This is a genomic window from Streptomyces sp. NPDC002845 (assembly GCF_053591955.1).
Window position 1 is genome coordinate 1 of sequence record NZ_JBSFUU010000057.1, and the last position, 19896, is coordinate 19896.

19 protein-coding genes are annotated in these 19896 nt (G+C 72.5%); 7 read left to right on the forward strand and 12 right to left on the reverse strand.

All coding sequences use genetic code 11. From position 1 onward, the window contains the following. Positions 1-117: 117 nt before the first annotated feature. The 3 genes from rplT to infC form a co-directional block, all read right to left on the reverse strand. Positions 118-504 carry a 50S ribosomal protein L20 gene (gene rplT / locus ACWD3C_RS32690; protein ID WP_248637081.1) on the reverse strand — a complete coding sequence of 129 codons (387 nt, stop codon included), beginning with the start codon at positions 502-504 and terminating at the stop codon, positions 118-120. Between the two features lie 94 nt (positions 505-598). Continuing rightward, positions 599-793 carry a 50S ribosomal protein L35 gene (gene rpmI, locus ACWD3C_RS32695; RefSeq protein WP_030577024.1) on the reverse strand — a complete coding sequence of 65 codons (195 nt, stop codon included), beginning with the start codon at positions 791-793 and terminating at the stop codon, positions 599-601. A 130-nt stretch (positions 794-923) separates the two neighbouring features. Continuing rightward, entirely contained in the window at positions 924-1562 is a 639-nt protein-coding gene (gene infC / locus ACWD3C_RS32700) for a translation initiation factor IF-3 (RefSeq protein ID WP_451149842.1), read from the reverse strand. 408 nt (positions 1563-1970) lie between these two features. Between infC and ACWD3C_RS32705 the strand changes: the two genes are divergently transcribed. Next, a complete protein-coding gene (locus ACWD3C_RS32705; protein ID WP_451149794.1) occupies positions 1971-2327 on the forward strand; it encodes a DUF1844 domain-containing protein in 357 nt (118 codons plus the stop codon). Positions 2328-2336: 9 nt separating this feature from the next. Here ACWD3C_RS32705 and ACWD3C_RS32710 read toward each other — a convergent pair whose 3' ends face one another. Then, positions 2337-3068: an SseB family protein gene (locus ACWD3C_RS32710; RefSeq protein WP_451149795.1), complete on the reverse strand. Its 732-nt coding sequence runs from the start codon at positions 3066-3068 to the stop codon at positions 2337-2339. A gap of 149 nt (positions 3069-3217) precedes the next feature. On the opposite strand from ACWD3C_RS32710, the gene ACWD3C_RS32715 reads away from it, so the two are divergent. Next, a complete protein-coding gene (locus tag ACWD3C_RS32715; RefSeq protein ID WP_451149796.1) occupies positions 3218-4333 on the forward strand; it encodes a serine hydrolase in 1116 nt (371 codons plus the stop codon). A 288-nt stretch (positions 4334-4621) separates the two neighbouring features. Here ACWD3C_RS32715 and mycP read toward each other — a convergent pair whose 3' ends face one another. Together mycP and ACWD3C_RS32725 are read right to left on the reverse strand one after the other, a co-directional pair. Then, on the reverse strand, positions 4622-5812 hold the full coding sequence (gene mycP, locus ACWD3C_RS32720) for a type VII secretion-associated serine protease mycosin (protein ID WP_451149797.1): 1191 nt from the start codon (positions 5810-5812) through the stop codon (positions 4622-4624). A gap of 53 nt (positions 5813-5865) precedes the next feature. After that, complete coding sequence (locus tag ACWD3C_RS32725) at positions 5866-7059, reverse strand: hypothetical protein (RefSeq protein WP_451149798.1); 1194 nt, start codon at positions 7057-7059, stop codon at positions 5866-5868. Positions 7060-7997: 938 nt separating this feature from the next. Between ACWD3C_RS32725 and ACWD3C_RS32730 the strand changes: the two genes are divergently transcribed. After that, the gene (locus ACWD3C_RS32730; protein ID WP_451149799.1) at positions 7998-9200 is read left to right on the forward strand and encodes an amino acid deaminase/aldolase; all 1203 of its coding nucleotides are present in this window, start codon (positions 7998-8000) and stop codon (positions 9198-9200) included. Positions 9201-9220: 20 nt separating this feature from the next. Here the strand turns inward: ACWD3C_RS32730 and ACWD3C_RS32735 are convergent, their stop codons facing one another. From ACWD3C_RS32735 to ACWD3C_RS32750, 4 genes are read right to left on the reverse strand one after another with little or no spacing between them, the layout of a single operon-like run. Continuing rightward, complete coding sequence (locus tag ACWD3C_RS32735; protein ID WP_451149800.1) at positions 9221-10147, reverse strand: DUF2510 domain-containing protein; 927 nt, start codon at positions 10145-10147, stop codon at positions 9221-9223. A 19-nt stretch (positions 10148-10166) separates the two neighbouring features. Next, the gene (locus tag ACWD3C_RS32740) at positions 10167-10967 is read right to left on the reverse strand and encodes a 3-oxoacyl-ACP reductase (protein WP_451149801.1); all 801 of its coding nucleotides are present in this window, start codon (positions 10965-10967) and stop codon (positions 10167-10169) included. After that, the gene (locus tag ACWD3C_RS32745) at positions 10964-12370 is read right to left on the reverse strand and encodes an aldehyde dehydrogenase family protein (protein WP_451149802.1); all 1407 of its coding nucleotides are present in this window, start codon (positions 12368-12370) and stop codon (positions 10964-10966) included. The genes ACWD3C_RS32740 and ACWD3C_RS32745 overlap by 4 nt, the downstream gene beginning before the upstream one ends. An 8-nt stretch (positions 12371-12378) precedes the next feature. Beyond that, positions 12379-13749 carry a glutamine synthetase family protein gene (locus tag ACWD3C_RS32750; RefSeq protein ID WP_451149803.1) on the reverse strand — a complete coding sequence of 457 codons (1371 nt, stop codon included), beginning with the start codon at positions 13747-13749 and terminating at the stop codon, positions 12379-12381. Between the two features lie 121 nt (positions 13750-13870). Between ACWD3C_RS32750 and ACWD3C_RS32755 the strand changes: the two genes are divergently transcribed. The 3 genes from ACWD3C_RS32755 to ACWD3C_RS32765 all read left to right on the forward strand — a co-directional run bounded on the left by ACWD3C_RS32755 (position 13871) and on the right by ACWD3C_RS32765 (position 16943). Beyond that, positions 13871-14626: a FadR/GntR family transcriptional regulator gene (locus ACWD3C_RS32755; protein ID WP_451149804.1), complete on the forward strand. Its 756-nt coding sequence runs from the start codon at positions 13871-13873 to the stop codon at positions 14624-14626. Positions 14627-14796: 170 nt separating this feature from the next. Next, on the forward strand, positions 14797-16242 hold the full coding sequence (gene eat / locus ACWD3C_RS32760; protein ID WP_451149805.1) for an ethanolamine permease: 1446 nt from the start codon (positions 14797-14799) through the stop codon (positions 16240-16242). 23 nt (positions 16243-16265) lie between these two features. Further along, complete coding sequence (locus tag ACWD3C_RS32765; protein WP_451149806.1) at positions 16266-16943, forward strand: gamma-glutamyl-gamma-aminobutyrate hydrolase family protein; 678 nt, start codon at positions 16266-16268, stop codon at positions 16941-16943. 49 nt (positions 16944-16992) lie between these two features. Here ACWD3C_RS32765 and ACWD3C_RS32770 read toward each other — a convergent pair whose 3' ends face one another. After that, positions 16993-17955, reverse strand: coding sequence for a LysR family transcriptional regulator (locus tag ACWD3C_RS32770; protein ID WP_451149807.1), 963 nt, complete (start codon positions 17953-17955; stop codon positions 16993-16995). Between the two features lie 70 nt (positions 17956-18025). Between ACWD3C_RS32770 and ACWD3C_RS32775 the strand changes: the two genes are divergently transcribed. Next, complete coding sequence (locus ACWD3C_RS32775; RefSeq protein WP_451149808.1) at positions 18026-19180, forward strand: TDT family transporter; 1155 nt, start codon at positions 18026-18028, stop codon at positions 19178-19180. Here ACWD3C_RS32775 and ACWD3C_RS32780 read toward each other — a convergent pair. Further along, entirely contained in the window at positions 19107-19892 is a 786-nt protein-coding gene (locus ACWD3C_RS32780; RefSeq protein WP_451149843.1) for a helical backbone metal receptor, read from the reverse strand. The two genes, ACWD3C_RS32775 and ACWD3C_RS32780, sit on opposite strands and share 74 nt — an antisense overlap. Between the last annotated feature and the right edge of the window lie 4 nt (positions 19893-19896).

The window sequence follows — 19896 nt, forward strand, 5'->3', positions numbered from 1 at the left end:
GCCGGGGGTCCAGGGGGCGGAGCCCCCTGGCGGGGTCTGGGGCGGAGCCCCAGGGACGGGGAGAACGCAACGGACCCGCAGGCCCCGAGGGCCTGCGGGTCCGGTTCAACGTGCGGCTCAGGCGGCAGCCTTGGGCGCGTTGACGTCCGACGGCAGCGCCTTCTGCGCGACCTCGACGAGCGCGGCGAACGCGCCCGCGTCGTTGACGGCCAGCTCGGCCAGGATCTTGCGGTCGACCTCGATGTTCGCGGCCTTCAGCCCCTGGATGAAGCGGTTGTAGGTGATGCCGTTGGCGCGGGCAGCGGCGTTGATGCGCTGGATCCACAGCTGACGGAAGTCGCCCTTGCGCTTCTTGCGGTCGTTGTAGTTGTAGACCAGCGAGTGGGTGACCTGCTCCTTGGCCTTGCGGTACAGACGCGAACGCTGACCGCGGTAGCCGGAGGCCTGCTCGAGGATCGCCCGGCGCTTCTTGTGGGCGTTGACTGCCCGCTTGACGCGTGCCACTTGTTAACTCCTTGTAGCGGGGCCGCGGTTGTCCTCACACGGCCCGAAATCGATTGGGTCCCGGTCAGAGGTCAGGCGCGCTACGCGCCCGACGTCACTTGCCGAGAAGCTTCTTGATCTTCTTGGCGTCGCCCGGGGCCATCTCGGCGTTGCCGGTGAGGCGACGCGTCACGCGGGACGACTTGTGCTCGAGCAGGTGGCGCTTGCCGGAGCGCTCACGGAGCACCTTGCCGGAGCCGGTGATCTTGAAGCGCTTGCTGGCACCGCTGTGCGACTTGTTCTTCGGCATAGCGCCGTTCTCTCCTCGTCGGTGGCGCTCCGGTGCCCGGTCGCTAAACCGGGCACAACGGAACGTCATATCTATCGGTAGACACCCTGGACTGGCGCCCAGGGCGGCCCTGGACTCTCGTCCCGGGGACTCACGCCTCGGCAGGCTCCTCGGCGGGCGCCTCGGCCTCGGCAGGGTTCTGCGAGCGACCGGGGTTGGCCTTCGCGGACGCCTTGCGGGCCTCCTGCGCCTGCCTGGCCTCGGCCATCGCCTCGGTCTTCTTCTTGTGCGGACCGAGAACCATGATCATGTTTCGGCCGTCCTGCTTGGGGTTGGACTCCACGAAGCCCAGCTCCTGGACGTCCTCCGCGAGACGCTGCAGCAGTCGGTAGCCCAGTTCGGGCCGGGACTGCTCGCGACCACGGAACATGATCGTGATCTTGACCTTGTCGCCCTGCTTGAGGAACCGGACGACGTGACCCTTCTTGGTGTCATAGTCGTGCGGGTCGATCTTCGGCCGGAGCTTCATCTCCTTGATGACCGTGTGCGCCTGGTTCTTGCGCGCCTCACGGGCCTTCATGGCCGACTCGTACTTGAACTTCCCGTAGTCCATGAGCTTGCACACGGGCGGACGGGCGTTCGCCGCGACCTCGACCAGGTCCAGGTCGTACTCCTGCGCAAGCTCCAGGGCCTTGGCAAGCGGAACAATCCCGACCTGCTCGCCGCTGGGACCGACAAGTCGCACCTCGGGAACGCGAATCCGGTCGTTGATGCGGGGCTCGGCGCTGATGGATCCTCCTCGGTAGCACCACACGGCGGTCTGGCGGACAGCCGTGTATGTCTGGATGACATATAGGGACCAACCATCGCGGTGCATGAAAAATGCCCCGGACGGGACACAGGCGGGGCTCCAAAATACTGCCGGAGCACCGCCGCGGTGATCCGCGGGGCGCGCTTTCGGACGACTCCACCGTCCGTACGGAACGGTGGTGGCCGTCTGACCGGGTGACCTGCCATCCCGAAGAACGGTCAGGTGGGAGTTCGGAGCCTCCACTTGCGGGCCGGGCACTGGTGCGTCCGGCCGGTCGTCACACAAGGCTAGCAGCTCCGCGGGGGAGGTGCGAACCGGCGTGCACCGGACATCGGGCCAGGTCGCCCCCGCGCGGGGGCGGGGGGACCGGGGCCTATCGTGTGGGGCATGAGTGATACCCCTCCTGAGTCTCCCGACTTCGACTCCATGGCCCGCGACATCGCCGAGGTTCCCGCGGTCGAGGTGATCGTGACGGTCGCCGTCAACCTGATGAGCGCCGCCGCCGTGAAGCTCGGTCTGACGGAGGAGGGCGCCAAGTACAAGGACCTGGACGAGGCCCGCAAGCTGGTGCACGCCCTCGCCGGTCTCCTCGACGCGTCCGCGACCGAGATCAGCTCCTTTCACGCGGCGCCCCTGCGCGATGGCCTGAAGTCGCTCCAGCTGGCCTTCCGCGAGGCGTCACTCGTCCCGGACGAGCCGGGCCAGGGCCCGGGCGAGAGGTACACGGGCCCGATCTACGGCTGACCCCGCCCGTTACCCGCGTACGTACAAGGGCTCGCCCGGTGGCGTCGCCCCGGTCGGCAGCAGGGCCAGGTCGAGGCCGCGCACCAGGCGGGCCCTCAGTGTCTCGTCGGCGGCGAGCCGCTCGGCGACCGTGCGGGCGGCCTCGGCGGGGGTGGCGGTGGGGTCCAGTACGAGGGCGAGGGTGCCGTCCGCCCGGCCGGGGCCGAGGTAGGCGCGACTGACCGCGGGCTCGGCGGCGACGGCGGTTCGTACGGCGTCCACCACGGCGGGGTCGGCGAGCGGGTCGGTCGTGGTGCGCCCCTCCGCCAGCGCCAGCAGCGCGGGTCCCGTCAGTTCGTACGGCACCGGACCGGCCATGTCGAGCACGATCGTGTCGGCCTTCTCGTGCGCGGCCGCCTGGAGTGCCTGGTGCAGGGGTACGGCGACGGGGCGGGCGGCGGGGTCCCAGCGGGCGAGGGAGTCGGTGGACGTGAAGGCGGGCAGGGCGGTGCGGTGGCCGGCCTTCAGGGTCGGTACGGCCATGTCGCTCGTCTTCTCCCGGCGCAGTCCGTTCTCGTCCTCCTCCACCTCTCCGAGCACGGCCACCACGGGCACGAGGAGCCGGGCACCCTTGAGCGCCTCCAGGACGGGCCCCACGGCGGTGCGGTCCTCGGCCCAGGCCGCGAGCGCCGCGCTGAGCCGGGGGTCGGCCGAGCCGTCGTCGTCGGAGTAGCCGGGGTCGGGAATGTTCTTGTTCGCCACGGTCACCGACCCTATCGGGGGAAGTCTCCAGGGCTTTTCCGGGCCCGGAAACACGGCGTTCACGCACTTCACGGGATTCTCAGCGTTCCCTGACACAGAGCTAACAAGCGTCTAACCCAGCGCACAGCACGGGCCCTCAGCATCACGGCATGCCCCCTGTGAGAGCACGTTGCCGCGCTCGCCTCTCCCGGCGCCGTCCGCTCGGCTACGCCGTACTCGCGTACGTCGTGGCCGCGTACGTCGTCGTCGTGGGCGGCACGGCCCCCGGGACCGCGTACGTGGGGGCGCGGGAGCACGGTGGAGAGAGCGCCGTATCGTCGTCGCCGTCAGTGTCGGCGTCGCCCTCGGTGAGCGCCGTGGAGGTCACCGAGGAGGCTTCGATGGAACCTGTGGCGGCGCCCCAGGTGGACTACGACGAACTGCTGGCCGCCGCGATGGAGGACGTGGCGGTGGAGGACGGAGCGGAGGTGTCCGTGGCCGTCCTGGTTCCGGAGTCCGGGGAGAGTGCCGTCTACGGCGACGCCCAGTTCGACACGGCGAGCATCGTGAAGGTGGACATCCTGGTGGCGCTGCTGCTCCAGGCACAGGACGCGGGCCGGCAGCTCACGGCGCAGGAGAAGACGTACGCCACCGCGATGATCCGCTACAGCGACAACGCGTCCGCGACGGAGTTGTGGAAGGCGATCGGGCAGGCGCCGGGCCTCGCAGCGGCGAACAGGCGTCTGGGGCTGACCGGTACCGAGGGCGGCGACGGCCTGTACTGGGGTCTGACCCAGACGACGGCGGCCGATCAGCTCGCCCTGCTCCAGCAGGTGTTCGGGAACGACGGCTCGGAGCTGAGCGAGGCGTCGCGGGCGTATGTGCGGGGGCTCATGGGCGAGATCGCGGTGGGCCAGGACTGGGGTGTCTCGGCGGCCGGGTCGGCCGGGTCCGCATTCGCCCTGAAGAACGGGTGGCTGCCGCGCACCGCCACCGGGCTGTGGGACATCAACAGCATCGGGCGGGTCACCGTGGACGGGCGTGACTGTCTCGTCGCGGTGCTCTCGGACGGCAACACGACCAAGGAGAACGGGGTTTCGATGGTGGAGGCGGCGGCCAGGGCGGCGGTCTCGGTGTTCGCGAACTCCGCCGGCTCCGAGGGCTCTGAGAGCGATGAAGACTCTGCGGAGCCCGAGGACCGCAAGGACCCCAAGGACCCCGAGGACCTCGACGGCTCCGAGTCCGAGGCCGGCCGCGTCCCCGTACAGCCGAACCCGGTGCAGTAAGAGCCTGTGTCATATCCCCGGCCGGATCAGCGCACGTCGTCATGGGGGTCCCCCCCGCTCAAGCGCAGCCGAGAGTGGGGGAGCGTGCGATCGCAAGGCGCCGGAAGGTCCTCGATGAGGGCGCCCCCGCGCGAGCCGAGCGAAGCCGGTTCGAGCGTGGGGGAGGAGCTACCAGAGCGTTTCGGTAACGCGGCTGGGGTCCCCCACGCCCTTAAGGCAGTGGGGGAGTGCGTGCCAGGCGGCGGGCGCCCGGCCGGGGACATGACACAGGCTCTAACGGCCGTCGGATCAGATGCCGTTGCCGTAATCGTCCGATCGTCGGCGCGGCCCCCGCCACAGCGCCACCGCCGTGATCAGCAGGGCGACGCCGAGGCCGCCCGCGACGGGTGCCGCCCAGGCGACCGTGTCGTCCTCCTCCTCGGCCATGTCCGGACCCGGGCCGAAGTACCTCCGGCCGTACGCCGTGGAGTTCAGCGCCTCGGGCTTGAGCTCGGCGGCCTTCTCGATGGCGGCGGCGGGGTCGACGAAGCCGAAGCCGTAGGAGTCGTCGCGGCCGCTGTCGGGGGCGTCGCGGGCCGTGTCCTCCAGGAGTTGTTTGATCTGGGCCGGGGTGAGGCCCGGGTGGGCGGCCTTGACGAGGGCGACCGCGCCGGAGACGAAGGCGGCCGCCGCGCTCGTGCCCCAGCCCTCGTAGTACTTGCGGTCGGGGTCGGCGATGACGACGTCGACGCCGGGGGCGCTGACGGTGGCGTACCAGCGGCGGGTGGAGAAGGAGGCGCGGGTGCCGTACTCGTCGACGGCGGTCGCGGCGATGACGCCCGGGTAGGCCGCCGGGTACGAGATGTGGTCGCCCTTCTCGCCGCCGTTGCCGGCCGAGGCGACGACGACGGAGCCCTTCTCCAGGGCGTACTGGACGGCGGCGTCCTCGGCGGGTTCTGGGTGGGCGGACTTGGAGTCGTCGCCGAGGGAGAGGTTGATGACGTCGGCGCCCTGGTCGGCGGCCCAGCGGATGCCTTCGGCGAGGGCGTTGCCGCGGGTGCTGCGGGCCTTGGAGCGGGCCGAGTCGCCGTCTTCGAGGATGACGCGGACGGGGAGGATCTTGGCCTCCGGGGCGATGCCGAGTACGCCGTCGCCGTTGTCGAAGCCGTGTCCGTGGCCGGCGATGATCCCGGCCATCGCTGTGCCGTGCCGGGCCCACGCGCGGTCGCCCCGGCCGGCGCCGAAGCCGACCATGTCCTTGCCTTCGAGGACGTTGCCCTCCAGGTCGGGGTGTTTGGCGTCGACGCCGGTGTCTAGGACGGCCACGGTGATGCCCTCGCCCTTGGTCGTCCGCCATGCCTCCTCGGCGTTCATGGCCTCCAGGGCCCACTGCTGGTCACGGATGCTGTCGGCGTGCGCGGCGGTGGAGGGCAGGAGGGCGAAGGTGGCGGCGAGGAGTGCGCCGAGAAGTCCGGCTCTGCGGGGCATGGCGGTTTTCATGGCGGTCTTGGCGGAGGTTTTGGCCGTTTTGGTGGAGGTTCTCCTCGCGGCTCTCACGACGGGTTCTCCGTGGCCGCGCTGACGGTCTTGCGGAAGCCGCGCTCGACGCGGTCGGCGAGGCCCTGTGCCTCGTGGCCGAGGCCGGACTGGGCGACGGCCGTGGTGTCGTCGGCCTTCATCGCGTCCTGGGTGGGCTGCGGTTCGGCGATGGTACGGCCGTCGGCGAAGCCTGAGACGGCGTAGACGACGACCGGGGCGTCGGTGAGGACGGAGATGCTCCAGGAGGCGCGCTGTTCGACGCCGAAGTCGGCGGCGAGGGTGTCCGGCACGGCGTACGGGCGGGGCATCAGGTCGGTCCGCCGGTCGAGGCCCTCCCTCTCGAAGCGGGCCTCCAGGGAGGACATCGCGGCGGGGTCCGCCTTGGTGAACAGCATGCCGACGGTGGTGACATGGCTCTGGGTCGCGTCGGTGTAGGTCGCGCGGAGGAGCCGCAGGCAGCCGACGGGGGACAGGACCTTGCGCAGGAGGGGGTCGAAGGCGTCCGCACAGCCGCTGTCGGGTGCGACGGCGATCCGCGTCCAGACCCGGTCGGCACCACCGGGCCCGGCGCCCTCTCCCCGCACGGTCGGTGGGAACAGTTCGTCCACGGGCACGCTGTGCCACAACTCCCCGGCCGCCGTGAACCCGTCCCGGCCGTCGTCCGCCCCGCCGTCCCCGGTCAGCCAGGTCCCGGCCGCCGCACCGCCGATGAGGCCCAGCCCCAGCACGACACACGCCACGGCGGTGACCGCGCGGGTGCCCCCGATGCGTGGACGTCTGTCCCGGTCGTCGAACCTGTCGGGCGAGATCTCCGGCTGCCCGAGCGTCACGAAGGGGCGGCCGCCGGGCATGCCGAGGACGCCGTCCAGGGCTTCGGCGGAGCGCCGGGAGGAGCTGGTCGGGGGTGCCCATCCGGTGGAGTTGTCCGTGCCCACGGGTCGATCGGCCGCGACGGGCGACTCGGCCGGGGCCGGGCCCCGCCGGGTGGTCGTCTCGCTCCGGTTCTCTTCGGGCGCGGTGGTACGAGGGGCCGCCGCCGTGGGCGTTCCGGCCGGCTTGGGCGGCGTACCGTCGCGCCCGTCCGGTGCCGCGGGCGGCGCGTCGGGGAACCGGGCCGAGGCCACGGGCGGGGGCGGCGTGACCGGGGCATCTCCCTGCCCCGCGGCACGCCGGAAGTCGGCGAACCGCGGATACTCCAGGCGCCGCACCACATCGGAATCCCCCGCAGCACCGGCCGAACGCTGCCGCCCTCCGGCGCGCGGGGCTCCCGGTCCGTCCGGCGAGGACACGGGCATGGGCGGTATACGCGACGACCCAGCGTTCCCCACCGAGGCACCCCTCACTTCCGGCGCCCCCGCCGGACGCGGCGGAACGTTCCGGGCACCCCCGGCCCCGGAGGCGGACCCGCGCCCCGAGCACGACGATGACGCCGAGGCACCCCCGGCAGCAGCAGACCCACGCGGCGCGGACACCGACGCCCCCTCCGCCACCGGTGCCCCCGCCGGGCGCGGCGGTACGGCTCGGGAGCCTCCCGGCACATGCGGCAGATCCGGGCGAGCCGGTGCCGCCGATGCGGACCCGTCCGACACGGACGGCACCCCCGCCGGACGCGGCGGTACAGCCCGGACATCCCCTGGCGCAGACGGCAGATCCGGACGCGGTACGGCCCGAGACTCCCCCGGCACATGCGGCCGGCCGGAGCGAGCCGGTGCCGCGGAGGCGGACCGGCGCGGCCCGGACGCCGGCGTGCCCTCGGCCGAGGAGGGTTCGTGTGGGGAGTCGTTGGCGGGCGGGGCTGGGGCCCCCGGTGGGGGTGGCGGGGCCGCAGGGCGTGGAGGGGTGGAGGCGCGGCGCGCTTCCGTGCTCATGCACCCCCCGTTTCCTGGTCCCGGGTCGCCGCGGAGGTCGTCCGGGCGGTCGACCGCTCGTGGGAAGCGGTCGGCAGCTCGGGGGCGGCTCCGGCCGGGTGTTGGCCATGGGCATGACTACCCGGTGTGGCGCGTCGTCATCCCGGCCGAGGTCGTCCCCTGCGTCCGCGTCACTCTACGGCGTGACGAGCGCCGAGAGGGAGCCAGTTCGCATGCACGGGGCATCTGCCCGGAACGTCCCCCTACCCTGCGGTAATCATGTCTGGCAGGCTTCGTTCATGACTGCCCGCGCCGCAGACCGAGCCCGCTACGACCGGGCCACCGCTCACCTCGACGCCCCTGTCGCGATCGTGGACCTGGAGGCTTTCGACGCGAACGCCGACGACCTCCTACGCAGGGCCGGCGGCAAGCCGATCCGCGTCGCCAGCAAGTCGGTTCGCTGCCGCGCCCTCCTGGAGCGTGTGCTGGCCCGCGACGGCTTCGCAGGCATCATGTCCTTCACCCTCGCCGAGTCCCTGTGGCTCGCGCGGTCCGGCTTCGACGACGTCCTCCTCGCCTATCCCTCCGCCGACCGCACCGCCTACGCCGAACTGGCCTCCGACCCCAAGCTCGCCGCCGCCGTCACCGTCATGGTCGACGACCCGTCACAGCTCCAGCTCATCGACGACTCCCGCGAGGGCGGCACCGAAGTCGTGCGGGTCTGCCTGGAGTTGGACACCGCCCTGAAGCTGCTCGGCGGTCGCGTGCGCGTCGGCGCCCGGCGCTCCCCGCTGCACTCCCCCGCCCAGGTCGCCGACATGGCCCGTACGGTCGCGCGGCGGCCCGGCTTCAAGCTGGTCGGGATCATGGCGTACGAGGGGCACATTGCCGGTGTCGGCGACTCCGTGGCGGGACGGCCGTTCCGGTCCCGAGCCGTCCGGCTGATGCAGGCCACCGCCAAGAAGGAACTCGCACAGCGGCGGGCCGAAGTCGTGCGCGCCGTACGGGCCGTGGCCCCCGACCTCGAATTCGTCAACGGCGGCGGCACGGGCAGTGTGCAGCACACCGCCGCCGAGGACGCGGTCACCGAGATCGGCGCCGGGTCGGGCCTGTACGTGCCGCGCCTCTTCGACAACTACACGTCGTTCCGCGGGCGTCCGGCCGCGCTCTTCGCCCAGCCCGTCGTCCGCAGGCCCGGCGTCGGCGTCGTCACCGTGCTCGGCGGCGGCTACCCGGCCTCCGGCGCCGCGGGCCCCGACCGGCTGCCGGTGCCGTATCTCCCGGAGGGGCTGAAGTACGACCCCCAGGAGGGCCCCGGCGAGGTGCAGACCCCGTTGCTCGGGGCGCCTGCCGACGACCTGCTCATCGGCGACAAGGTGTGGTTCCGGCACGCCAAGGCCGGTGAGCTGTGCGAGCGGTTCGAGGTACTGCACCTGGTGACGGGCGACGAGGTGACGGCGACCGTGCCGACGTACCGCGGCGAGGGCCACACCTTCCTCTGACGGTCTCTGACGGCCGACGCCTACCGTCCGGGCCCGATGCTGCTGCCCACGCCCCCGCCCGTGTCCGCGTCGCCGATCGGCCGGATCCCCTCGGTGATCCGGTCCATGTCGGCGAGCGGCGGCCCGTCGCCCCCGGCGTCGAAGGCGAAGCGGACGACGACCGGCGACTCGGAGCCGACGGTGGACGGGAACGCCAGCGACTGGACGTAGCCGCCGGGACCCTCCGCGGTCGTGACGCGCCAGCGGACGAAGTACCCGGTGCGGCCCGCGACCGCGACCGGGCCGGAGTTGACGAGCCGGTGCCCGGTGATGCCGCCGTAGGGGCGCTTGTCGGTCCTGTCGCGGTCGTACGCGGCGTTGGCGGCGTCCTCGATGTCGTTCTTGGCGAGGGCTTCGGGGGACGTCTCGTCGTTGAAGGTGACCGTGCGGGAGATGACCCGGCCGCGGTGGCAGAGGCCGGCGTCGCCGGGGCAGTCGTATGTGCCCGGTGTGGTGAGGACGATGTCGTCGTCGGTGACGTACTGGGGTCTGACCCAGCCGTCGAGCAATGGGAAGGTGATGCCGTTGAGTTGGTCGACGACGACGGCCGGGTCGTCGTCGGGCGGCTCGGAGGTGGACGGCGCGGGCGACGGTGTGTCGCTCTCGGCGGCTTCGACGGGGCTGGAGGACGCGGCCGTCGGCGTGGTCCTCGTCGGCTCGTCACCGTCGTCCGCGCTCAGCACGATCGTGCCCGTGACGACCGCGGCGGCCAGTGCGACTCCCGCCGCCGTGAGCGCGATGAACTTGGCGCGGCGGGAGCCGCCACCGGGCGGCGGGGGCTGCGCCGGTGGCGGCTGCGGTATCTCCGGCTGGCGCCGGTGGTCGGTCCACGCGGTCCCGTCCCACCAGCGCTCGGTGAGCGGGTAGGACGGGTCGCGGTACCAGCCGGGCGGAGGCGTACTGCTCATCCCGGCACTCTAGGAGCTCCTACAGCGGTGTGACGTAGGCGCCCGAGATTCCTCCGTCGACCAGGAAGTCGGTGGCGTTCACGAAGGACGAGTCGTCGCTGGCGAGGAACGCGACCGCGGCCGCGATCTCCGTGGCCTCGGCGAACCGCCCGAGCGGGATGTGCACCAGACGGCGCGCGGCCCGCTCCGGGTCCTTGGCGAACAGCTCTTGGAGGAGAGGGGTGTTGACCGGTCCGGGGCACAGGGCGTTGACCCGGATGCCCTCCCTCGCGAACTGCACGCCCAGCTCGCGGGACATGGCCAGGACGCCGCCCTTGGAAGCCGTGTACGAGATCTGGGACGTGGCCGCGCCCATGCGGGCCACGAACGACGCCGTGTTGATGATCGACCCCTTGCCCTGCCGCTGCATGTAGGGGATCGCGGCCTTGCAGCACAGGTACACGGAGGTGAGGTTGACCTCCTGGACCCGCTTCCAGGCGTCCAGGCCGGTCTCCAGGATGGAGTCGTCGTCGGGCGGCGAGATGCCCGCGTTGTTGAAGGCGATGTCGACGCTGCCGTACGTGTCGTACGCGGCCTTGAACAGCGCCTCGACCTGGTCGGGGTCGGTGACGTCGACCTTCACGAAGATCCCGCCGACCTCCTCGGCGACCGCCTTGCCGCGCTGGTCGTCGACGTCGCCGCAGACCACGTGGGCGCCCTCGGAGGCGAGCCGGCGCGCGGTGGCGAGGCCGATGCCGCTGCCGGCACCGGTGATGACGGCGGTGCGGCCGACCAGTCGGCGGCAGATGACGTCCGAAGTCTCTGAAGTCTCTGAGGTCACTGTGCGGGGCCCTCCGTGCTGATGAAGACGTTCTTGGTTTCGGTGAAGGCGGCGAGCGCGTCCGGGCCGAGTTCGCGGCCGATCCCCGACTGCTTGAAGCCGCCGAAGGGGGTCCAGTAGCGGACGCTGGAATGGGAGTTGACGGACAGGTTGCCCGCGCGGACGGCCTGCGAGACGCGCAGCGCACGGCCGACGTCCCGGGTCCAGATGGAGCCGGCGAGGCCGTACGGCGTGTCGTTGGCGAGCCGGATCGCGTCGGCCTCGTCCTCGAAGGGAAGGACGACGGCGACGGGGCCGAAGACCTCCTCGACGGCCACGCGCGCGTGGGGCCCGACTCCGGTCAGGACGGTGGGCGGGAACCAGAAGCCGGGGCCTTCGGGGGCCTTGCCGCGGATGCCGGGCGCGTCGGAGGAGACGTACGAACGGACTCGCTCCAGCTGCGGCCTGGAGATCAGCGGGCCCATCTGGGTGCTCTCGTCGGCCGGGTCGCCGACGAGGACGGACTCCACGGCGGGCGCGAGGAGGTCGAGGAAGCGGTCGTACGCGGAGCGCTGGACGAGGATGCGGGTGCGGGCGCAGCAGTCCTGGCCGGAGTTGTCGAGGAAGGACATGGGGGCGCTCGCGGCGGCGGCCTCGATGTCGGCGTCGGCGAAGACGATGTTGGGGCTCTTGCCGCCGAGTTCGAGGGTGACGCGCTTGAGCTGCGCCGAACCCTTCGCCAACACCTGCTGGCCCACGGCCGTTGACCCCGTGAAGGCGATCTTCGCGACCCCGGGGTGCTCGACGAGCGCGTTGCCCGCGACCGGGCCGGCCCCCGGGAGCACCTGGAACAGGCCCTCCGGCAGCCCCGCCTCCAGGGCGAGTTCGGCCAGCCGCAGGGCCGTCAGCGGGGTCGTCTCGGCGGGCTTGAGGAGCACCGCGTTGCCGGCCGCCAGCGCGGGAGCCGTGCCCCAGGCCGCGATGGGCATCGGGAAGTTCCAGGGCGCGATCACGCCCACCACGCCCAGCGGTTCGAGGATCGTGACGTCGAGGCCGCCCGGCACCGGGATCTGCCGCCCGGTGAGCCGCTCCACGCCCCCGGCCGCGTAGTCGAGCAGGTCCCGTACGTTGCCCGCCTCCCAACGGGCGTTGCCGATGACGTGCCCCGCCTCGCGCACCTCCAGCCGGGCCAGCTCTTCGAGGTGTTCGTCCACGACGACGGCGAACCGGCGCAGCAGCCGGGCCCGTTCGCCCGGCGCCAGCGCGGCCCACGCTGTCTGCGCCCTGGCGGCCCGTACGACCGCCGCGTCCACGTCGGCCGCAGTGGCGCCCGGGACGACGGCGACGACCTCCTCGGTCGCGGGGTTCAGCACTTCCAGCTCGTACTGCGGGGACTCCTGGGAATCCTGGAACTCCTGGGACAAGACAACCCTCACATGCGTTCGAAGGAGCGGCGCAGCTCCCAGTCGGTCACCGCGGCGTCGAAGGCGTCCAGCTCGACGCGCGCCATGTTGCGGTAGTGCGCGACCACCTCGTCCCCGAAGGCCGCCTTGGCGATCGGGCTGTTCTCCCACAGCTCGGCGGCCTCGCGCAGGGTGGTCGGCACGTGCGCGTACTCGGCGGAGTAGGCGTTCCCCGGGCACGGCTCCGGCAGCTCCAGCTCCTGCTCTATGCCGTACAGCCCGGCCGCGACGAGCCCGGCGACGGCGAGGTGCGGGTTGACATCGCCGCCCGGGAGCCGGTTCTCGAACCGCATGGAGCGCCCGTGCCCGACGACCCGCAGCGCGCAGGTCCGGTTGTCGTACCCCCAGGCGGCGGCGGTCGGTGCGAACGACCCCGGCTGGAACCTCTTGTACGAGTTGATGTTCGGCGCGTAGAGCAGCGAGAAGTCCCGCAGCGCGGCGAGCTGCCCGGCGAGGAAGTGCCGCATGACCGGCGACATACCGCCGGGGTCGGAGGCGGACCCGGCCATGGCGTTGCGCCCGTCCTTGTCCGCGAGCGAGAGGTGGATGTGGCAGGAGTTGCCCTCGCGCTCGTTGTACTTGGCCATGAAGGTGAGGGAGTACCCCTCCTGGGCGGCGATCTCCTTGGCACCCGTCTTGTAGACGGCGTGCTGGTCGCAGGTGACCAGGGCCTCGTCGTACTTGAAGACGATCTCGTGCTGCCCGGGGTTGCACTCTCCCTTGGCGGACTCCACGGTCAGCCCGGCGCCCGTCATCTCGTTCCTGATCCGGCGCAGCAGGGGCTCGATCCGCCCGGTCCCCAGCACCGAGTAGTCGATGTTGTACTGATTGGCCGGGGTGAGCCCCCGGTAGCCCGCGTCCCAGGCCTGCTCGTACGTGTCCTTGAAGACGATGAACTCCAGCTCGGTGCCGACCTGGGCGGTGTAGCCGAGCTCGGCGAGCCGGTCGAGCTGGCGGCGCAGGATCTGGCGGGGCGCGGCGACGACGGGTGAGCCGTTGTCCCAGGCCAGGTCGGCGATCAGCAGGGCCGTACCCTCGTTCCAGGGCACCCGGCGCAGTGTGCTCAGGTCGGGGTGCATGGCGAAGTCGCCGTAGCCCCGGTCCCAGGAGGACATCTCGTATCCGTCGACCGTGTTCATCTCGGTGTCGACGGCGAGGAGGTAGTTGCAGCCCTCCGTGCCGTGCTCCAGCACCTCGTCGAGGAAGAAGCGCGCGGCGAACCGCTTGCCCTGGAGTCGTCCTTGCATGTCGGGGAAGGCCAGGACGACAGTGTCGATCTCGCCGCCCGCGACGAGGGCGTGCAGCTCCTCGACACCGAGCGGGGCTGTGCGGTCTGCCACGGGATGGTCTCCTTCGGGCTGCTGCGCGCGCTCGGACTTCTGCTTCCGCGCGCTTCTTCGGCCGGGCCGAGAGCCATAAGGTATTGCCGAGAACCATTGCTTGGGAAGGGGGCACGGCCAGATGTCGGTGGATCTTGACCGCGGCCTGGGGAACGGCCCGGAGGACCGCGAGGACCGGCTGACCCCGGTGCTGCGGCCGGTGCGCGCGGGCAACGGCTTCGAGGAGGCACTCGAACAGATCCTCCAGGTCGTACGGCTCGGCCTGGTGCCCGGCGGCGAGCGCCTGCCCGCCGAGCGGGAGCTGGCGGAGCGGCTCGGCATCAGCCGCGTGACCCTGCGCGAGGTGCTCAAGGTGCTGCAGGACCAGGGCATCGTCCAGTCCCGGCGCGGCCGCTACGGCGGCACCTTCGTGCTGCCGCGCACCGGCGCCCCGGGCGAGGACGAGCTGCGCCGACGGCTGGCGGACGTCGACGTGGAGGACACGCTGCGCTTCCGCGAGGTGCTGGAGGTGGGCGCGGCCGGCCTGTGCGCGGCGCACGGACTCGACGACGAGCAGGCGAACCGGCTCCGCGACGCGCTCGCCCGCACGCACGACGCCCCGCTCACCGAGTACCGGCGCCTGGACACGCTCCTCCACCTCACCCTCGCGGAACTGTGCGGCTCCCCCTCCCTCACGGCCCAGTACGCGGCCGTACGCGCGACGGTGAACGAGCTGCTGGACTGCATCCCCCTCCTGGTCCGCAACCTGGAGCACTCCCAGCAGCAGCACACCGCCCTGGTGGAGGCGGTGCTCGACGGGGACTCCGACGGGGCGCGGGAGATCATGCGCGAGCACTGCGCGGGCACGGCCGCCCTGCTGCGCGGCTTCCTCGGGTGAGACCACGCCGCGCCCCCGGGTGAGTACGGATTTACGGACGCTTAACGCACGGGTCTTGCTTTCCCACGGTCGGCACCGCAAAGGTGTGGATTCATTCCATTGAGCCGGGGCCCGCTCGACCCCGCCGTACCCGGAAGAATCCTGTCCGCCGCCCGTCGGGAGTCGTGTCCATGTCCCTGGAATCCACCAGTACGCCCACCGCCGCGGAGGCGGACGACTATCTGGAGCGCAGAGCGCTGCGCCGAGGCAGCGCCGGCTGGGTGCTGCTGACCGGCCTCGGCGTCGCCTACGTCGTCTCCGGTGACTTCTCCGGCTGGAACTTCGGCCTCGCGGAGGGCGGCTTCGGCGGCCTCGCGATCGCCATGGTCCTCATGGGCACGATGTACGCCTGCATGGTGTTCGCCCTCGCCGAGCTGTCCTCGATCCTGCCCACGGCGGGCGGCGGCTACGGCTTCGCGCGCCGGGCGCTCGGCCCGTGGGGCGGCTTCCTCACCGGTACGGCGATCCTCATCGAGTACGTCCTCGCGCCCGCCGCGATCGTCATCTTCATCGGGGACTACGTCGAGTCGCTGGGCCTGTTCGGCCTGGAGTCCGGCTGGCCCATGTACCTCGTCTGCTTCGCGATCTTCCTCGGCATCCACCTGTGGGGCGTGGGCGAGGCGCTGCGGTTCAGCTTCATCGTCACCGCCATCGCGGTGGTCGCCCTGATCGTGTTCGCGGCGGCGGCGCTGCCGGACTTCAGCTTCGGGGCGCTGGACGACATCCCGGTGGACGCGACGGCCACCGGCGCGAACTCCTGGCTGCCCTTCGGCCTGCTCGGCATCTGGGCGGCGTTCCCGTTCGGCATGTGGTTCTTCCTGGGCGTCGAGGGTGTGCCGCTCGCCGCCGAGGAGACCAGGAACCCGGCCCGTACGCTGCCGAAGGCGATCCGCTGGTCGATGGGCATCCTCGTGGTCCTGGCCGTGGTCACCTTCTTCACCGCCGCGGGAGCCCGCGGCTCGGCCGCCATCCAGGGGGCCGGCAACCCGCTCGTCGAGGCGCTCCAGCCGGACGGCGAGGCCACGGTACTGAGCCGCATCGTCAACTACGCGGGCCTGGCGGGCCTGGTGGCGTCCTTCTTCTCCCTCATCTACGCGGGCTCCCGCCAGCTGTTCGCGCTGTCCCGCGCGGGCTACCTGCCCCGCTTCCTCTCCCTCACCAGCCGCCGCAAGGCCCCGTACCTGGGCCTGCTGGTCCCGGGCACGATCGGGTTCGCCCTGGCGGCGGTCACGGGTGACGGTGCGCGCATGCTGAACATGGCCGTCTTCGGCGCGACCATCTCGTACGCGCTGATGTCCCTGTCGCACATCGTGCTGCGCCGCCGCGAGCCGGGCCTGGAGCGGCCGTACCGTACGCCGGGTGGGGTGCTGACCTCCTCGGTCGCCCTGGTCCTGGCCTGTGCGGCGCTGGTGGCCACGTTCCTGGTCGACGTGACGGCGGCGTTCATCGCGCTCGCGGTGTACGCCGTGGCGGTCGCCTACTTCGGCCTCTACAGCCGCAAGCACCTGGTGGCGAAGGCGCCGGAGGAGGAGTTCGCGGCGCTGGCGGCGGCCGAGGCAGAGTTGGCACGGGACTGAACCACCGCCGCGAAGGAGCACATGTGACCAGGCCGTTGATCGGTGTCAGCACATACCTGGAGTCCGCCCGCTGGGGCGTGTGGGAGCTGGAGGCGGCCCTGCTGCCGTCCGGCTACCCGCGGCTCGTCCGGGCGGCGGGCGGACTCGCCGCGATGCTGCCACCGGACGACCCGTCGTACGCCGCCGAGGCCGTCGCCCGCCTCGACGGCCTGGTCATCGCGGGCGGCCCCGACGTCGACCCGTCCCACTACGGCGCCGACCGCTCCCCGCGCACGGGTCCGCCGGCGCCGGAACGCGACGCGTGGGAACTCGCCCTGATCCGCGCGGCGTTGACGTCCGGCACTCCCCTGCTGGGCATCTGCCGCGGCATGCAGCTCCTGAACGTCGCCCTCGGCGGCACCCTCGTCCAGCACCTCGACGGCCATGTCACCCGGGTCGGCGTCTTCGGCCGCCACACGGTGAAGCCCGTACCAGGGACGCTCTACGCTCGGGCCGTCCCCGAGGAGACCTCCGTCCCGACGTACCACCACCAGGCGGTCGACCGCCTCGGCGAAGGCCTGCGCCCCTCGGCCCACGCGGAGGACGGCACGGTGGAGGCGCTCGAACTCCCGTCGCCCTCCTGGGTGCTGGGAGTCCAGTGGCACCCGGAGATGGGCGAGGACACCCGGGTGATGCGCGCCCTCACCCGGGCCGCCTCCTGAGCCGCTCCGGCGCACCGGCCGCAGGGCCCGGCGAGGAACGGCGCGGTCCCTACGCCCCCCGCGTCAGCCCCAGCAGATCGCGCGCCGGCCCCGTCGGCCGATGACCCGTCGGCCACACCGCGCGCAGGGCCCGGCGGAGGCGTACGCCGGGCACGGGGATGTTCACCAGGCGGCGGGCGGACAGTTCCTCGCCGAGGGCCAGTTCGCTCAGGACGGCGGGGCCGGCGCCGCTCAGCGCGGAGGACTTGACGGCCGTCGTGGAGGAGAGCTCGATCAGGGGGCGGGCCAGGCCGCCGAGGGCCGTCTCCAGGACCTGGCGGGTGCCGGAACCCTTCTCGCGGAGGATCAGGGGAGTCGACGCCAGCTCCGCCGCCTCCAGCGGCCTGCGGCGCCGCGCCCAGGGGTGCCCCGGTGCCGTCACCACGATCAGGTGGTCGTGGGCGATGACCGTCGAGTCCAGGCCCGTCGGCACGTTCAGCCCCTCCACGAACCCCAGGTCCGCCTCGTCGGCCAGCAGCCGCTCCGCGACGGCCGCCGAGTTGCCAGCGAGCAGCGATACCGCCGTGTCGGGGCGCTGCGCGCGCAGCGCGATGAGCCAGCCCGGCAGCAGGTACTCGGCGATGGTCATGCTCGCCGCGACCCGCAGCCGCGAGTCCCGCCGGTCCCGCAACGCCTGCGCCCCCGCGTCGAACACCTCCGCCGCCTCCACGACCCGCCGCGCCCAGTCCGTCACCAGCGCCCCGGCGTCCGTCAGCCGCGATCCGCGCGGCGACCGGTCGACGAGGGCCACGCCCAGCTGCCGTTCCATCGACCGGATGCGGCTGCTGGCCGCCGGCTGTGTGATCCCCAGCTCCCGCGCGGCCCGCCCCAGCGACCCGAGCCGTGCCACGGCCAGCAACAGCTCCAGTGCCCCCAGGTCGGGCACCCGCTGGGCCAGCCCGCCCCGCGTCTCGCCCCGGCCCCTCAGCACCTCGCCGGCCTGTCCTCCGGACGTCTCCACCGCCTCGCTCATAACCCCACCTTATGCCCCCATAGACACAGGCTCCCTGGTGGGACGCCCCCTCCAACGAGACGGTGGACACATGGTCACCGCCGTCCACGCCCCGCTCCCCCTGCACGCCACCCCGCGCGCCGCCTCCCTGCGCCACCTCGGCCCCAACTGGTACGCCGCGGTCATGGGCACCGCGATCGTGGCCACGGCGGGCGCGGGGCTCCCCGAGGACGTACCGGGGCTGCGGACGGCCTGCACCGCGGTATGGGTCCTCGCCCTCGTCCTCCTGGTCGCGCTCCTCGCCGCCCGTGCCCTCCACTGGGTCCACCACTGCGACCAGGCCCGCGCCCATCTCCTCGACCCGGCCACGGCCCCCTTCTACGGCTGCCTCTCCATGGCCCTGCTCGCTGTCGGCGGCGGCGCCGTCACCGTCGGCCAGGACTGGATCGGGACCCGGGCCGCGGTCGTGCTGGACTCCGTCCTGTTCACCGCCGGAACCGTTGTCGGTCTCGCCGCGGCCGTCGCGGTGCCGTACCTCATGGTCGTCCGCCACCGGATCGAGCCCGGCCAGGCCAGCCCCGTCTGGCTGCTCCCCCTGGTCGCCCCGATGGTGTCCGCCGCCCTGGGCCCGCTCCTCGTGCCGCACCTCCCGGCCGGAGCGGCCCGGCAGACCCTGCTCCTCGCCTGCTTCGCGCTCTTCGGGCTCAGCCTGCTGGCCACCTGTCTCATGCTGCCGCTGGTCTTCGCCCGCCTGATCACCACCGGCCCGCTCCCCCTCGCCCTCACCCCCACCCTCTTCCTCGTCCTCGGCCCGCTGGGCCAGTCGACCACCGCGGTGGGCAACATCGCCGACGCGGCCCGGGGTGTGCTGCCGTCGCCGTACGACCAGGGCTTCGCCGTCCTCGCCGTGCTCTACGGCGTCCCGGTGACCGGCTTCGCCCTGTTCTGGCTCGCCCTCGCCACCGCGCTGGTGGTGCGGGCCCGGCGCCGGGGCATGGGCTTCGCGATGACGTGGTGGGCGTTCACCTTCCCGGTGGGTACCTGCGTGACGGGCGCCGAGGGGCTGGCCCGGCACACCGGGCTGGCCGCCTTCGACGTCCTGGCCGTCGCCCTCTACCTGGCCCTCGTCGCCGCGTGGGCCACGGCCGCCGTCCACACCGTCCGCGGCCTGGTCAGCGGCGAGCTGCTCGCAGCGCCTCGCCGAGCACCCTCGGCGCCTCGGCCAACGACGGCCCGTACCACGTGAGATGGCGCCCGCTCACCAGCGCGCACGGCACCCCCTCGAACGCTTCGGGCCCGTCCGACGCCGTGAAGCGGTACGGCTCGTCCGGCAGAACCACGACATCCGGCCCGGCGGCCCGCAGCTCCTCCACCGGGATCCGCGGATAGCGGTCCGCGTGCGCCGCGTACACGTTGTCCACGCCGAGCCGAGCCAGCACGTCGCCCGCGAAGGTGTCCCGCCCGAGCACCATCCACGGCCGCCGCCAGATCGGCACCACGGCGGTCATCGCGGTCATCGCGGTCGTAGCAGTCGTGGCGGCCGTGGCGGCCGTGGCGGCCGTACGACGGTCCGGCGCCTCCGGAGCCGCCAGTCCCGACCACATCGCCTCCGCCTCGTCCAGCCACCCCGGCCGCGCCACCGCCCCGCACGCCCGCAGCACCCGCTCCAGCTCGCGGAAGGCCCCCGGGACGTCCCGCACCTCGGTGACGAGCACCTCGACTCCCGCGTCCCGCAGGGCGGCGAGGTCGGCTTCGCGGTTCTCCTCCTCGTTGGCGATCACCAGGTCGGGAGAGAGCGCCAGAATCCGGTCCGCCTTCGGATTCTTCGTGCCCCCGATCCGTACGACATCGAGGCCGCATGGGTGGCTGCACCAGTCCGTGGCCCCGACCAGCACACCGGGCACCGATACCGCCACCGCCTCGGTCAGCGACGGCACGAGAGAGACCACACGGAGCACGGCC

Excerpts from the sequence above, each read along its gene's own strand:
- eat (WP_451149805.1), top strand. The coding sequence starts at position 14,797 with ATGTCCCTGGAATCCACCAGTACGCCCACCGCCGCGGAGGCGGACGAC.
- ACWD3C_RS32770 (WP_451149807.1), bottom strand. The coding sequence starts at position 17,955 with ATGAGCGAGGCGGTGGAGACGTCCGGAGGACAGGCCGGCGAGGTGCTG.
- ACWD3C_RS32715 (WP_451149796.1), top strand. The coding sequence starts at position 3,218 with ATGCCCCCTGTGAGAGCACGTTGCCGCGCTCGCCTCTCCCGGCGCCGT.
- ACWD3C_RS32775 (WP_451149808.1), top strand. The coding sequence starts at position 18,026 with ATGGTCACCGCCGTCCACGCCCCGCTCCCCCTGCACGCCACCCCGCGC.
- ACWD3C_RS32730 (WP_451149799.1), top strand. The coding sequence starts at position 7,998 with ATGACTGCCCGCGCCGCAGACCGAGCCCGCTACGACCGGGCCACCGCT.
- mycP (WP_451149797.1), bottom strand. The coding sequence starts at position 5,812 with ATGAAAACCGCCATGCCCCGCAGAGCCGGACTTCTCGGCGCACTCCTC.
- ACWD3C_RS32755 (WP_451149804.1), top strand. The coding sequence starts at position 13,871 with ATGTCGGTGGATCTTGACCGCGGCCTGGGGAACGGCCCGGAGGACCGC.
- ACWD3C_RS32705 (WP_451149794.1), top strand. The coding sequence starts at position 1,971 with ATGAGTGATACCCCTCCTGAGTCTCCCGACTTCGACTCCATGGCCCGC.
- rpmI (WP_030577024.1), bottom strand. The coding sequence starts at position 793 with ATGCCGAAGAACAAGTCGCACAGCGGTGCCAGCAAGCGCTTCAAGATC.
- ACWD3C_RS32735 (WP_451149800.1), bottom strand. The coding sequence starts at position 10,147 with ATGAGCAGTACGCCTCCGCCCGGCTGGTACCGCGACCCGTCCTACCCG.